Origin of the sequence: Apibacter sp. B3935 (assembly GCF_009827705.1) — a bacterium.
Classification (GTDB): Bacteria; Bacteroidota; Bacteroidia; order Flavobacteriales; family Weeksellaceae; genus Apibacter.
In genome coordinates this window covers 483,662-497,752 of the sequence record NZ_WINL01000002.1, presented here as the reverse complement: position 1 = coordinate 497,752, position 14,091 = coordinate 483,662, and the positions used below count along the sequence as shown (strand labels likewise).

The 14,091-nt window shown below is 25.2% G+C and carries 13 protein-coding genes; 11 read left to right on the top strand and 2 right to left on the bottom strand.

Features of this window, described 5'->3' with window-relative positions; translation table 11 throughout:
- Window positions 1–10: 10 nt before the first annotated feature.
- Window positions 11–1,318: a ribosome biogenesis GTPase Der gene (gene der / locus GFV00_RS05085; RefSeq protein ID WP_160556967.1), complete on the bottom strand. Its 1,308-nt coding sequence runs from the start codon at window positions 1,316–1,318 to the stop codon at window positions 11–13.
- A gap of 210 nt (window positions 1,319–1,528) precedes the next feature.
- Between der and GFV00_RS05080 the strand changes: the two genes are divergently transcribed.
- The 9 genes from GFV00_RS05080 (at window position 1,529) to GFV00_RS05040 (ending at window position 10,812) form a co-directional block, all read left to right on the top strand.
- Entirely contained in the window at window positions 1,529–2,620 is a 1,092-nt protein-coding gene (locus tag GFV00_RS05080) for a DegT/DnrJ/EryC1/StrS aminotransferase family protein (RefSeq protein ID WP_160556968.1), read from the top strand.
- 123 nt (window positions 2,621–2,743) lie between these two features.
- Entirely contained in the window at window positions 2,744–3,232 is a 489-nt protein-coding gene (locus GFV00_RS05075) for a thioesterase family protein (protein ID WP_160556969.1), read from the top strand.
- A gap of 8 nt (window positions 3,233–3,240) precedes the next feature.
- A complete protein-coding gene (rfbC, locus tag GFV00_RS05070) occupies window positions 3,241–3,795 on the top strand; it encodes a dTDP-4-dehydrorhamnose 3,5-epimerase (protein ID WP_160556970.1) in 555 nt (184 codons plus the stop codon).
- A gap of 3 nt (window positions 3,796–3,798) precedes the next feature.
- Entirely contained in the window at window positions 3,799–4,653 is an 855-nt protein-coding gene (gene rfbD / locus GFV00_RS05065) for a dTDP-4-dehydrorhamnose reductase (RefSeq protein ID WP_160556971.1), read from the top strand.
- 638 nt (window positions 4,654–5,291) lie between these two features.
- Window positions 5,292–6,431 (top strand): glycosyltransferase family 4 protein, encoded by a 1,140-nt coding sequence (locus tag GFV00_RS05060; RefSeq protein ID WP_160556972.1) that lies wholly within the window; start codon window positions 5,292–5,294, stop codon window positions 6,429–6,431.
- A complete protein-coding gene (locus GFV00_RS05055; RefSeq protein WP_160556973.1) occupies window positions 6,428–7,426 on the top strand; it encodes a glycosyltransferase family 2 protein in 999 nt (332 codons plus the stop codon). Before GFV00_RS05060 ends, GFV00_RS05055 begins: the two co-directional genes overlap by 4 nt.
- 9 nt (window positions 7,427–7,435) lie before the next feature.
- The gene (locus tag GFV00_RS05050; protein WP_160556974.1) at window positions 7,436–8,497 is read left to right on the top strand and encodes a glycosyltransferase family 4 protein; all 1,062 of its coding nucleotides are present in this window, start codon (window positions 7,436–7,438) and stop codon (window positions 8,495–8,497) included.
- On the top strand, window positions 8,490–9,557 hold the full coding sequence (locus GFV00_RS05045) for a hypothetical protein (protein WP_160556975.1): 1,068 nt from the start codon (window positions 8,490–8,492) through the stop codon (window positions 9,555–9,557). The genes GFV00_RS05050 and GFV00_RS05045 overlap by 8 nt, the downstream gene beginning before the upstream one ends.
- On the top strand, window positions 9,532–10,812 hold the full coding sequence (locus GFV00_RS05040; RefSeq protein ID WP_306434006.1) for an O-antigen ligase: 1,281 nt from the start codon (window positions 9,532–9,534) through the stop codon (window positions 10,810–10,812). The genes GFV00_RS05045 and GFV00_RS05040 overlap by 26 nt, the downstream gene beginning before the upstream one ends.
- On the opposite strand, the gene GFV00_RS05035 is transcribed toward GFV00_RS05040, so the two are convergent.
- Window positions 10,754–11,857, bottom strand: coding sequence for a glycosyltransferase (locus tag GFV00_RS05035; protein ID WP_185149984.1), 1,104 nt, complete (start codon window positions 11,855–11,857; stop codon window positions 10,754–10,756). The genes GFV00_RS05040 and GFV00_RS05035 overlap by 59 nt on opposite strands.
- Before the next feature lie 149 nt (window positions 11,858–12,006).
- Here GFV00_RS05035 and GFV00_RS05030 point away from each other — a divergent pair, with 149 nt between their 5' ends.
- A complete protein-coding gene (locus GFV00_RS05030) occupies window positions 12,007–13,422 on the top strand; it encodes an exopolysaccharide biosynthesis polyprenyl glycosylphosphotransferase (protein ID WP_160556977.1) in 1,416 nt (471 codons plus the stop codon).
- A 68-nt stretch (window positions 13,423–13,490) separates the two neighbouring features.
- Window positions 13,491–13,907 carry a hypothetical protein gene (locus GFV00_RS05025; RefSeq protein WP_160556978.1) on the top strand — a complete coding sequence of 139 codons (417 nt, stop codon included), beginning with the start codon at window positions 13,491–13,493 and terminating at the stop codon, window positions 13,905–13,907.
- Window positions 13,908–14,091: the final 184 nt, after the last annotated feature.

Below are 14,091 nucleotides of genomic sequence, written 5' to 3'. Positions count from 1 at the left end.
ATTATGGAATTTATTTTTGTCTGAAATATATTTCAATCGGAACACCTGTCAACTCAAAATTTTGACGTAATTTATTTTCAATAAATCGTTTATAGGGTTCTTTGATATATTGCGGTAAATTTGCAAAAAATGCAAATTGTGGAGTTCTGGTGGGAAGTTGAGTACAGTATTTAATTTTTATATATTTACCTTTAATACTTGGCGGGGGTGTAGATTCAATTATAGGAAGCATGACTTCATTTAATTTACTGGTTTTGATCCTACGTGAACGATTTTCATAAACTTTCATGGCAGTTTCTACCGTTTTATACACACGCTGTTTAGTAATAGCCGAGGTAAAAATGACGGGTACATCCGTAAATGGAGCAATCTTTTCTTTTATAAAATTTTCAAATTGTTTTAACGTATTGGTTTCTTTTTCAACTAAATCCCATTTGTTAACGACGATAACAACTCCTTTTCGGTATTTTTGAGCTAAAAATAAGATGTTCATATCTTGTTTTTCCCAACCTAAGGTTGCATCTATCATTAGGATTACAACATCTGAATCCTCAATTGAACGTATGGAACGCATTACGGAATAAAACTCAAGGTTTTCATTTACTTTAGTTTTTTTCCGCATACCGGCAGTATCTATCAATACAAATTTATATCCGAATTTTTCGTATAAGGTTTCGATACTGTCTCTGGTAGTACCGGCTATATCTGTTACGATATTACGCTCGTTTTCCAATAAAGCATTGGTAAATGTTGATTTTCCCACATTAGGCCTTCCTGCAATGGTTATTCTCGGCAAGCCTTCAAAAGGGTCTACGTAATCTTCTTCTTTAAATGTGGCAACTATATCATCCAGCAGGTCTCCTGTACCGCTACCTGTCATTCCTGATATAGTATAATATTTCTCCATTCCCAATGAATAAAACTCCATGGCCTCCGTTTCCAACATAGCATTGTCCACTTTGTTAACAACTAAAAAGACAGGTTTGTCTGTTTTTCTTAAAAGATTGGAAACCTCTTTATCCATATCGGTGATGCCTTCTGTTACATCAACTAAAAATATAATCGCAGAAGCTTCATCTACGGCAAGTTCAACTTGTTTTCTTATTTCTTCTTCGAAAATATCTTCTGATCCAACTACGTAACCTCCTGTATCAATAACAGTAAAATCGACGCCGTTCCAATCACTTTTTCCATAATGCCGATCACGAGTAACCCCGGCCACACTATCAACAATTGCTTTCCTCTTTTGTAGTAATCGATTAAAAAGAGTAGATTTTCCTACATTAGGCCTTCCTACAAGCGCTATAATATTTGACATATCATATTTTTTGCAAAGGTAAATAAAAATAAATAGCAGATTTATATATGGAGTATATAAACGTTATTGTAGCTATTATATATTATAATTGTTTTAAATGTTTGTGTTTAATAAATTATGCTCTAGATATAAAATTATGTGTATTCTTTGTGAGAATTATTAATTTTGTTATATTTTTGATTTTTAAATTTTAATAATTAAAGGCGTTTTTTGATTTTGGAAAAAAGAATTAATGTAACTAAGGTATTCCTACCTCCTTTATCTGAATATAATGAATATTTAGAAAAAGTATGGAAAAACCAATGGCTGACCAATAGAGGTGAATTAGTTTTAAAACTTGAAGAGAAGCTCAAGAAGTATTTAAATATTACTAATATATTAGTTACTAATAACGGTACCGTCCCTATTCAAATAGCATTGAAAAATATTGCTAAGGGAGGAGAAGTTATTACTACACCTTTTAGCTTTGTGGCTACTACTTCCGCCATTATATGGGAATGTTGTAAACCGGTGTTTGTGGATATTGATCCGGATCATCTGACTATAGATGAAAATAAGATTGAAGAAGCAATTACAGATAAAACTACGGCAATATTAGCAACCCATGTGTTTGGTAATCCTTGTAATGTGAAAATAATTGAAAAAATTGCAAAGAAATATCAGATAAAGGTTATTTATGATGCAGCGCATTGTTTTGGAGTGGAGCATGACAACAAATCCATATTTGAATATGGTGATATAAGTACCTGTAGTTTTCATGCTACCAAATTATTTCATACGGGAGAAGGAGGAGCTTTATTTTGCAAAGATTCCGAATTGATGAAAAGGTTAAATTATAGTCATAATTTTGGATATACTGAAACCAATGATATTTGTGGTGTAGGAATTAATGCTAAAATATCTGAACTACAAGCTGCGATGGGCTTGTCTGTATTACATTATATAGATTATATAATTGCTGAAAGGAAAAAAGTAGTAGATTTTTACAATGAATCGCTAGATTTTAGTAAATTAAAATCACTCCAAATAAGAGAAAATACTAAGTGGAATTACAGCTACTATCCCATTATATTTAATTCTGAAAAGATACTTTTAAAGGTACAACAAAAATTAGCAGAACAAAATATTGTACCCAGACGTTATTTTTACCCTTCATTAAATACAATAAATTATGTTAAAGGTAGTAAAATGCCAGTATCAGAGTCCATATCAGAAAAAATTTTATGTCTGCCTTTATATGTAGGTTTAGAAAATAGTGATTTAAATAAGATTGTCAGTATTATTAATACATATAATGTGTAATAAATTTTTTTTAACTTCTATAAAAAATTTTAATAATTATTAATAGTTGGTAACTTTTTTTTATTATTGTAGAAAAAATGATTTTATTTAATAATTAGAAAAATAAATCATAAAATTTACAAAATGAAAATTAAAGAACCGGAATCTACATATAGAGTAAGATTTGCAGATTGTGATCCTATAGGCCATCTTTCTAATCTTCGATATTTTGATTATATGCTTAATGCAAGAGAAGATCATTGTTTAGATAATTATCAATTGGATAATTTTGAACAGTCTAAAAAAACGGGATGTCTATGGGTTGCTTTGCAAAATCAAATTGCTTATATAAAAGAAGTAAGATATAATAAAGACATTGTAATTACAAGCAAAATTATAAAATATACAGATAGAACTAATACTGTAGAAGTACTAATGTTGAGTAAGGATAAGAGTATAACACATGCTTCCTTATGGGTTACTTTAATATATTTTAATTTAGCAACTCGAAAATCTGAAGTTCAGCCTGAACAATTTATGAAATTATTTGAAGAAATTTGTGTAACTATACCTGAAAATTTATTTGAAGAGAGAGTAGAAATTTTGAGAAAGAAAAATAAAAAAATTATTTAAAAAAATAAATGATTGTAACTGAAACCAAACTCAAAGGATGTTATGTTGTTGAACCAAAGGTTTTTGAGGATTCTCGTGGTTATTTTATGGAAACGTATAATTTTAAACAATTTGAAAAACAATTAGGTTATAAACCTAATTTTGTTCAAGATAACGTTTCAATGTCTTCTTATGGGGTTATAAGAGGTTTACATCAACAACTACCTCCGTTTGCCCAAGCTAAACTGGTATACGTTTTACAAGGGAAAGTAATCGATGTGGCAGTGGATACACGAAAAAATTCTCCAACTTTCGGGCAATATGTTTCTGTTGAATTATCTTCAAAAAATAAAAAACAATTATTTATTCCCAAAGGATTCTTACATGGTTTTTCTGTTTTATCAGAAACAGTATTATTTGCATATAAATGTGAAGGATATTATAATAAAAAAAACGAAATTAATGTTAATCCCTTGGATAAAGATTTAAACATCGATTGGGGAATTGAGAACGGCAAAGAAATTCTTTCTAATAAAGATTTAAATGGTATTTCATTTAAAGATTTTAAACCAATTGAAATATAAATTATGAAAAAAATTTTAATTACTGGAGGGGATGGGCAATTAGGGAGATCGTTAAAGCAACGAATAAAAGATAAACCTCTTGTTAATTATAGTTTTGTTTTTACAGATATTCAGGAATTGGATGTGTTGGATGAAATGTTTGTAAAAACATATTTTTTTTCAAATAGATTTGATTATGTCATTAATTGTGCGGCCTACACGGCGGTCGATAAAGCAGAATCGGATATTGAGATGGCCGAAAAATTAAATGCAGATGCAGTAAAATATTTGGCTAGAGCTAGTGCATCGCAAAAAGCAACTTTTATACATATTTCTACTGATTATGTATTTTCAGGAGAAGAATCTACACCACGCAAAGAAGATGATCCGGTAGCTCCATTAGGTATATATGGTCAAACAAAATTGAATGGTGAAGTGTTTGCACAATATTATAATCCTAAAACATATATTATAAGAACTTCATGGTTATATTCTCCCTATGGAGTTAATTTCGTGAAAACGATGTTAAAATTATTTAAGGAAAAAGATGAAATAAATGTCATAAAAGATCAGATAGGATCGCCTACGAACGCTTTGGATTTAGCAGATGCTATCCTAACTATTATTGAAAATGATATAGGGGCTTATGGTATTTATAATTACTCTAATGAAGGAGAATGTTCATGGTATCAATTCAGTGAAGAGATAAAAAAAATAAATAAATCTAAAATAAAAATCAATCCTATACTAACTTCGGATTATCTAACTTCGGCAAAACGTCCTAAATACAGCTTACTGGATAAAACTAAAATTAAAAATACATTTGGTATTTCCATTCCTGACTGGAAAGATAGTTTAAAAGGGATGTTTATTTATTAATTTATATTATTATTTGTTCGCTCATTTTATTTAATTTATTATTTGAAATTTATGTTATTTCTTTATTTCATTTAATAAATTATATTATAATTTTTCTTAGATAATAATATTAAATAGGGTTAAATATAAAATTTACCAAAAAATTATCTTATCGTATAATATATAAGGAGTAATTTTAGTAAATAAAATAATTATAATTGTTGTTTAATTTATCCTAAATGAATATTTTTGCGTATTATGTCGATTCATAAAATATTTAAAAATATAAAGCAATGAACAATATAAATTTGATTTTAATTAATCCTAAATTAGAAATTGATCATAAAGATAGAGTTACAAATTTTGTTACTATTTTTAATATCTAACTTTTGGCAAATATAAATATTAATTATATTAGTTTTGATTAACAAAATCTGTTAAAATGATGATTTTTTAGGTTATTTTTTATATAATTATAATAAATTTAAGAGACGATCACCTTAATTACTAAAAAATAACATGAAAATTATTATAAAAATACTTACTTCATTAGTTGATAATTTTTTTATTTGAATTTATGGTATAAAATATTTATTGATATTGAGATTATTTTAATTCTTTAAAAAATTATTTTTTATGTTTTTAAAAGTATTATAGAAATGAATATTAATAATTTAACATTAATTTTTTATAATCTGGAAAAGGAACATTTGGGGAAAGATGTATTTCTGGTACCTTATTATTTAGGGAAAAAATTAAAATGCAAAACAACAATAGTTTATCAAAATAAATTAACAAATAGATTCTTTAAAGATAAATTTAGAAATATCAATTTAATTCCGCTTAAAAATATTTTCTTACTAAAAGGTTTAGAAAAAATCTCTTTTTTTATATCATCTTTGTTTTATGTGATTTTTAAAGGAAAAAAAATTGATTTATTGATGACTTTTCATTTTCGTACAACAAGTGCCATTTTGTGTATGTTATATAAACTTGTTAATCCAAATGGAAAGTTTTATTTAAAAGTAGATGGTGGAAAAGATATAATAGAAGTAAGAAAAAATGCCTCTTTCATTAAAAATAGGATTTATAATATCTTACTTAAACAAAGTGATTATATTTCTTTGGAAACTGATTTAGCATATCAATTATGGAAAAAGAATTTAAATATACCTGAAAAAATTTTTTTTATTGAAAATGGTTTTGATGAAGAGGAATTAAGTAAGCTGTCATTAAAAATTAGGTCTTTTAAAGAGAAAGAGAATATATTTATAACAGTTGGGCGATTAGGAGCATTTGAAAAAAACTCACAAATGTTTTTAAATGCTATAGATAAATTGTCTAATGTAAATAATTGGTTATTTTATTTTATAGGGCCTTACGATGATGATTTTAAAAAAGAGATAAAACAATTTTTTGCTATTAACACTCATTTAAAAGAAAAAGTAATTTTTACAGGTCCTATTTATGATAAGAGTGTTTTATGGGAATATTATAATCGGGCTAAAGTTTTTGTGCTAACTTCCAGAAGTGAAGGCTATCCAATAGTTTTTTCTGAAGCTTATAGATTTCAAAATTATATAATAACAACACGAATTGGTGGTGCGGAAGATATTCTTCTTAAAAATAATAATTTTGGAAAAATAATTGATCAAGATAATAGTGAGCAATTAAAATCCGTTATAGAAAAAATAATTTCTGATAATAATTATTTTATTCAATATCATAATAGCAATTACACAGATAATTCTTGGAATAAGCATTTAAGTTCTTTAACAAAAAATATTAGATTAAGTTGATATATAAGATTTCTATAGTAAATCATAATAGATATTCAGATACATTGGAATGTTTGGAGTCTATACTTAAATCAACTGAACAAAATTTTCAGTTGTTCGTTGTGGATAATTCTACTAGAGAAAAGGATTATGAAATGTTTAAAAAATGGAGTTTAAACGTTCCTTTGAATTTAAGTACAAAATTTCCAGATCTTGTTTATCCAATTTCTCATAAAAATAATAATGATATATTATTTATTAATGAAGAAGAAATTGAAATAAAGAAAGTAATTGAACAAAAAATTGTATTTATAAAAGCAAAAGAAAATAAAGGATTCTCAGCGGCAAATAATATAGTTTTAAAGTTTCTTAAAAAGCAGGATAAATATGACTATATTTGGATTCTAAATAATGATACGGTAATTCCTACTGATTTTTTACGCAATATCTCTATTAAAATGAGTAAAGAAAAAAATAATGTTGGATTAGTTGGTAATTCATTGTGTTATTATGATTTTCCTAAAAAATTACAATGTGTTGGTAATAAATTTAATCCTTGGCTAGCTCATACTTTTCCTTTATATGAAAATAAACAATTTTCTGATATCTCAAAATCTGATATAAATAATCTAATACCAATTGGTGCTTCTATGTTTATAAAAAAAGAATGTTTTAATGATGTAGGTTTTTTAGATGAAGATTATTTTTTATATTTTGAAGAATGGGATTATGCGAGCAGAGCAAAGAAGAGAAAGTGGAAATCGCTAATCATAACAAAATTTCATATTTATCATAAACATGGAACAACTATAAACTGTGGAAAAGATGGAAAACAAAGAAAAACTTTATTCGCAGATTATTATTTTTTAAAAAATAAAATATTATTTGCTAAGAAAAATTTAAAATTTTATAACTTGCCGACAATATATTTAAGTTTTATACCTATTATAATAAATAGAATAAAGCGAAGGCAATGGGATAGGTTAGCTTTGATACTTAAGATAATATTGAGATAAATTTAAAAAATGAAAAATAAGATAATGATTTTATCTTTTGGGAGAACAGGAAGTTTACCGTTATATTCAGATAGCATAGTTTTACATTTTCCTAAAGAATCTTATGATTATTATAAATCTAAATATTTGATTGGTGGAATTACAATACCTAACCAAAAAACTGTAAAAACATTTAATTCTACTATTTCATTTATAATTAATACTTTATTTTTTCTTCCCTATTATATTGCAATACATTTACCCACAATTATAAGAAATTATAAAAAGTTATATTTACCTTATTTTCATTTATGGAATTTTCCTTTTATTCTTTTATTTAGGATATTAGGACGAGATGTAATAATGACCGTACATGATGGAATTTTACATAAGGGTGAAAATGGTTGTTTTATACAATGGTATTCTAATTTAAATATTAAATTTAGTACCAAACTAATTTATCTAACTAATTATGTCAAATCAAATGTGGAAAATTCTTTAAAAATAATTAAACCTAGCATTGTTGTACCTCATGGTTTAATTGAAAATAAATTTATAATTAATTCCCCTTTTAAAGTTAATCGTGGAAAAAAAATACTTTTTCTAGGTAGAATTAGTCCATATAAAGGAGTGGAACTTCTCTCTGAAGTTATTGAAGAAATTGCAGGGAGCATAGATGAATGTATAATTGCCGGAAAAAGTATTTATGATTCAAAAATCAAAAAATCAAATAAATTAAAAATTCAAGATAAATATCTTTCAGATTTAGAAATTGGAAAACTTTTAAATTGGGCTGATATTTTAGTTTTACCATATCTAGAAGCTACTCAATCTGGAGTTATAACGTTAGGGATAAATTCAGAGTTACCTATGGTATGTACCAATGTTGGAGGTTTTCATGAACAATTAAATGATGATGAATGTATTTGGGTTGAACCCAATAAGGAATCTTTAAAAGAAGGTTTATCAGGTTTAATACATGACCAAGATAAAAGAAATTATCTAGCTAAAAAAATGCGTAAAAAGAAAGAATCACTTAGATGGGAAAATATTTCTTCACAAATATTTAAATTTTTAAATAATAATGAATAACTTAGTAATAACTAAAAGTCAATTTGTTTTTTATAGTTTAGCTTTTTTAGGGTGTATTTTAGCAATTTGTAGTAGCTTTATATTACCTAAGAAATATTTTTCAGATGCATTGACAATTATCAATAATACGTGGAATTTAAGTGGTATAATAGGTAGTTATAATTTTTCGATTGCATTTTACACTTATACAGGTGTTCGATGGTTACCTTTTCCAGTAGTTGCTATATTACAGTATCCTATTCTTATTTATATATTAGTTAAAATGGGAATTCCTTCCAATTTTGATAAAATAAGAGTAAATAACTGTCTTATGTATTTTGCCTTTTTCCTTTTAGGAATATATATATCTATGCAAACTAAAGAATTTATTACATTTTTATTCTGTACTTTACTTGTTGTAATATGTAAAAAGAAAAATCATATTATAAGAAATAGAATAATAGTTTGCATACTCCTTATAATTTTTGCTATAGTATTTAGAAATTATTATTTTCTAGTATTAATCATAACGTTGTTATTTAGTGTTTTGCATCTAATACGTATAACGAACAATGTATATATACTGTTTATATATGGTTTATTATTAATAATCCTTATTAGTTTGGCATATGGATATGTAAAAGGAGACTACATGTCTGACCAAACAAGGACAGAATTAAATCAAGTACGTTTAGATGATCCAAAAATTAGAGAAGAAGCGAAATCGGTCATAATATCTCCTGTTTCCACTGATACGTGGTATGGAGAAGCAGTATCAATATTATATGGGTTTATGGTAGTAAATATACCATTTAACTCCATTTTTTCTTTAGCGCCACAAGTTGTAGTTTTTGCAATATGGCAGATATTTTTATTTGGTTGTTTATCCTTGAGGTTTAAAAAAAGATTGAAATTAAAAAAGAGTGATAACATTAGGTGGATTTATTATATCGTGTTTTCTTTTTTCATAGTTCAAGGTTTGTTTGAACCAGATTTAGGGTCTTCTATAAGACATAAAGCTGGAATTTTCCCTCTTATTTATTTTATTTTATTTGATGATGTTTACAAATCAAAAGCTTGAAAAAATAAATTTTATATTTATTTTATTAATATTAAGTAGTATTATATTTAGATCAGTATGTTCAATTTTGATTTTAATTTATTTTTTATTCTTAGTATTTAGTTTTTTTAAATTAAAATATAAAATTAAATTTCATTTTTTGATAATATTGATATCTATTCCATTTTTAATTGAAATATTATTTTTTTGGAATAATGATAGTTTTTATTATGGCATAAAATCATTAGAAAAAAAAATGATATATTTATTTTTTCCTTTTTTTACTCTAACTTCCCCATTTAAAATAGAAATATTTAGAATAATTAATTATTGGACAAAAATTATGTGTTTAACACTAATTTTTTTCTCAGTAAGATATATTGTACTATTTAGGGAAAATATTGTAAAATATTTAAATGGAATAGATGTGTGGGATATGGGGTATAGTTTTTCAAGGAGTATTGATAATAATCACGCACCTGCACTTAATCTAATTGTTTCATTTTGCTGTATTTGTGCATTATATACTTATTATAATAATATACATAAAAATCGTTTAATCCGTATATTTAATTTCATTATATATATAATTTTATTGAATTTAGTTTTTATTATAAATACGAGAATAGCGGTATGTTGTGCGATATTAGGAACTATTTATTTAACTTTACATAAATATAAATCCATTTTTACATTAAAAAAAACTGTTTTAATAACAGCTTTATTAGCGATTTTTATATTTCTTTTTATAAATTTTTTTCCATATATAATAAAAAAATATACTACAGTTTCTTTTAATAATCTGGATAAAGTGGGAAAGCTAGATGAATTTAAAGATCCCGAAAGTGAGATTTATAATTCAATGGTTACAAGATTGACTATTTGGAAATCCACAATAGACCTATCCAAAAGAAACTTATGGATAGGTGTAGGTGCATCTGATGGAAAAAGAAAATTATTTGAATATTATCGTGAAACTAATCAAAAATTTTTATTTAAGTATAAATTTCCTGTTCATAATCAATATTTAGACTATTTATTAAGATTTGGAATAGTGGGGTTAATCTTATTAATTATATTTATGCTCATACCTTTTTATATAGGATGTAAATTGCACAATTCTTTAATAATTTATTTTTCATTATTTTTCATAATATCAAATATGACTGATGACTTTTTAATTCGTTTTGACGGTATAGTTTTTAGCTGTATTTTTTTTAGTTTATTTGGTTATTTTTATTTAAACAGTCTAAGTAAATATTCTTCAAATTATTAAAGTTTTTATTTAAGTTGAATACTTCTTTACAGCGAGTAAGTCCATTTTTACCCATTTCTTCTCGAATATCTCTATCTTTTAAAATTTCAACATATTGTTGGATATCGTTTTCATCATGAAATAAGAATCCAGTTTTTCCATGAACTACAATATCCTTATTTCCCATAATATTAGTAGCAAGAACTGGTTTTTGAAAAGTCATTGCTTCAAGAGGCGCTATAGGTAGACCTTCCCATAGAGATGTTTGTATATAAATATCTAATTGATTTAAATAATAAAATATATTTTCACGATTTAACCAACCGGTTATAGTTATATTTTGAGAAGTAATAGCATCTCGTAATTCACCGTCTCCGATCCATAAAAAATCTATGTCGAGGTTATTTTTGGCAATATTATTAAATAACCAGGGATTTTTAATATGTGATATTCTTCCAATGATACCTATAACTAATCGTTTATTATTAATTTGTTCGGGTTTAAATTTATCTGATATAGTTTCAATGTTAATACCATTTCTCACCAATAATGTTTTTCCGAATTTTTTTCCATATTCAAATTCACTATCTCCACATGCAATTGTTGTTCCCCCAAAAAATTTGGATGTATACTTTTCTATGTAATAATAAAATTCTTTTTTTAAATAAGAAATATCTTTACGTAAAAAGGAATAAGCATGAGGAGTATAAAATACAACTGCTTTTTTGTAAAATAAAGATACAAATCTGCCAATAACTCCTGCCTTAGATGAATGAAGGTGTATAATGTCAGGTTTTAATGATTTACATATATTTAATAATTCATATATACTTTTAAAATCTTTTAAAGAAATTTCTTTATTAATATCTAATTCAATTAATGAAACCCCGTTAGATAATTCCTTTTTAATATCTATATTAGCAACTTCACGACGTTTTCCACAATATGCAATAGTAGTATCAAATAAGTTAGATTGTTTGCCAAAAAAAATCGTTAAGTCTTTGATATAAGTATAAATACCTCCACCAAGAGCTTCAACAACATGTAAAACTTTTATTTTATCCATAATTTTGAGAAATTAATAATTTTTATGTAAATATTATGTTCATATTAAAACAGACTAAAATACTAAAATAAAAAATATTTATTTAAGAAAATTTAACTATTTTTATCAAATATTAGTTTATTTTTTATTTTTTATAAATTTAATAATGTATGAAATATACTCAATATTCAAAGAATAGTTTTATTCTTCAACTATTACTTGATTTAGTTTTAATTATTATCTTATTTTTTCATTTTTTAAAAATCCAATATCACAATTTAGATATTTACTTTGTACATGTAAAAGATTTATTCCATTCCCATTATAAAGCTCTGATAATCTTATTGATGAGTTGGTATTTTATTTCATTAAAAACTCGATTATATGTCGTAGATAGAGTAACTAATATTATATCAATTTTTAAAAATAATTTTTATCAAATAATATTATTCAGCATAATAGTATTCTCTGTATCGGGATTAAAAAAAGATGATTTATTTTCAAATAAAGTAACAATTTCTTTTTTAATTTCTCTGTTTATATTAACCTTTATAATTAGAGCTTTTCTATTTTTATTTTTGAAAATTTATAGAAGTTTAGGTGGAAATTACATAAGGGCCATTTTTATAGATGAGAATAAAAACACTCATTCTTTTATTAATTTTCTATCTAGAAGAAAAGATTATGGATACATAAATTGTGGTACTTTTTTATCAAGTGTAAATGATAATAAAAAAAAGAATTTGTATCAATTTGATTTATCTAGGTTAAAATATTATATAGTTGAAGAGAAAATCCAAATTATATTTTTTTCATTAAATGGAAAACTTTCAAACAAAGTACATGATGAACTGATAATATTAGCACAAAAACTTCATGTTGAAATTAGATTTATTCCAAGCACAGTGTATGATTCATTTTATAGTTTAAATTTAGAATATTATGATACATTTCCAATACTGTTATTTAAAAAATTTCCTTTAGATGATTTTTGGAATCAATTTATAAAAAGGCTATTTGATATTCTATTTTCATTGTTTGTTATAATTTTTATTTTAAGTTGGCTATATCCGCTTATTGCAATAGCAATTTTACTAGAATCTGGCAAACCTGTAATCTATGCTCAAAAAAGAGTGGGATTAGGAGGGAATATATTTTATTGCTATAAATTCAGAACGATGAAAAACAGTAAAGATAATGACATTAAAGCCACTGTAAAAGGTGATTCAAGAGTGACTAAATTAGGTCGTATATTGCGTAAGTCAAGTTTGGATGAAATGCCTCAGTTTTTCAATGTGTTAAAAGGAAATATGTCTGTTGTAGGACCTAGGCCACATATGGTTCTTCAAGATAATTATTATAATGATCTATTAATAAAATATAGCCTAAGACATTATGTTAAACCAGGTATTACCGGATTAGCTCAAGTAAAAGGTTTCAGAGGGGAAATAAATTCCAGAGAAGATATGCAAAAAAGAATAATTGCAGACATTTATTATGTTAGAAAATGGTCTTTCCTATTAGATATGGTCATAATTTTAGGTACCGTATTTAAAACGGTTGGAGGAGATAAGAAAGCAATTTAGAGTTATTGTTATAAAATAATATATAAAATATTTAATTTATTTTAATAAAATATATATTTTTGTAATGTTTGAAAATAATAAGTAAAATATTCATATATTTTGCTACGTTACTAATTGTAGCACATTCCTTTGTTCCTCATCAGCACAAGGTTAAATTTGAAATTGTTTTTCACGAATGTTTTTTATCTGAGGCTAAAAATAATCATTCTATAAACTTATTCGAGAAACTCGAAGATATAATCAAACATATAAATTTAGGAGAAAAAAATTTAGACGATTTTAAATTATCTATCTCTAATTATGAATTTTCTCAACAACTCATTTATATTATACCGGAATCTTTTTTGGGGCATAATTTTCTATTATTAAATTCTTCGAATAAAGATTCAAATTTCTACTATGCATATACAAAAACCATTTCTGAAAAATTTTTAGGAAGAGGTTTGAGAGCTCCCCCATTAGTAAATCCCTTAAACTCAAACTAATTTAAGTAATCGGAGATAATAAATATATTATTGATTCTTATTCTCCGTAACTAAAGTTTCTATTCAAAAAATTAAGTAACAGTTTTTTTTTACATAAAAAATAATATTGATGAATTACAACTCATTATTTAAACTATTGTTTAAATAATGAGAATAATGATCCATTTCAATTCATAATTCAAAC

Coding starts and splice junctions, on each gene's coding strand:
- der (WP_160556967.1), bottom strand. CDS start 1,318: ATGTCAAATATTATAGCGCTTGTAGGAAGGCCTAATGTAGGAAAATCT.
- GFV00_RS05075 (WP_160556969.1), top strand. CDS start 2,744: ATGAAAATTAAAGAACCGGAATCTACATATAGAGTAAGATTTGCAGAT.
- rfbC (WP_160556970.1), top strand. CDS start 3,241: ATGATTGTAACTGAAACCAAACTCAAAGGATGTTATGTTGTTGAACCA.
- rfbD (WP_160556971.1), top strand. CDS start 3,799: ATGAAAAAAATTTTAATTACTGGAGGGGATGGGCAATTAGGGAGATCG.
- GFV00_RS05060 (WP_160556972.1), top strand. CDS start 5,292: ATGAATATTAATAATTTAACATTAATTTTTTATAATCTGGAAAAGGAA.
- GFV00_RS05050 (WP_160556974.1), top strand. CDS start 7,436: ATGAAAAATAAGATAATGATTTTATCTTTTGGGAGAACAGGAAGTTTA.
- GFV00_RS05045 (WP_160556975.1), top strand. CDS start 8,490: ATGAATAACTTAGTAATAACTAAAAGTCAATTTGTTTTTTATAGTTTA.
- GFV00_RS05040 (WP_306434006.1), top strand. CDS start 9,532: ATGATGTTTACAAATCAAAAGCTTGAAAAAATAAATTTTATATTTATT.
- GFV00_RS05035 (WP_185149984.1), bottom strand. CDS start 11,857: ATGGATAAAATAAAAGTTTTACATGTTGTTGAAGCTCTTGGTGGAGGT.
- GFV00_RS05030 (WP_160556977.1), top strand. CDS start 12,007: ATGAAATATACTCAATATTCAAAGAATAGTTTTATTCTTCAACTATTA.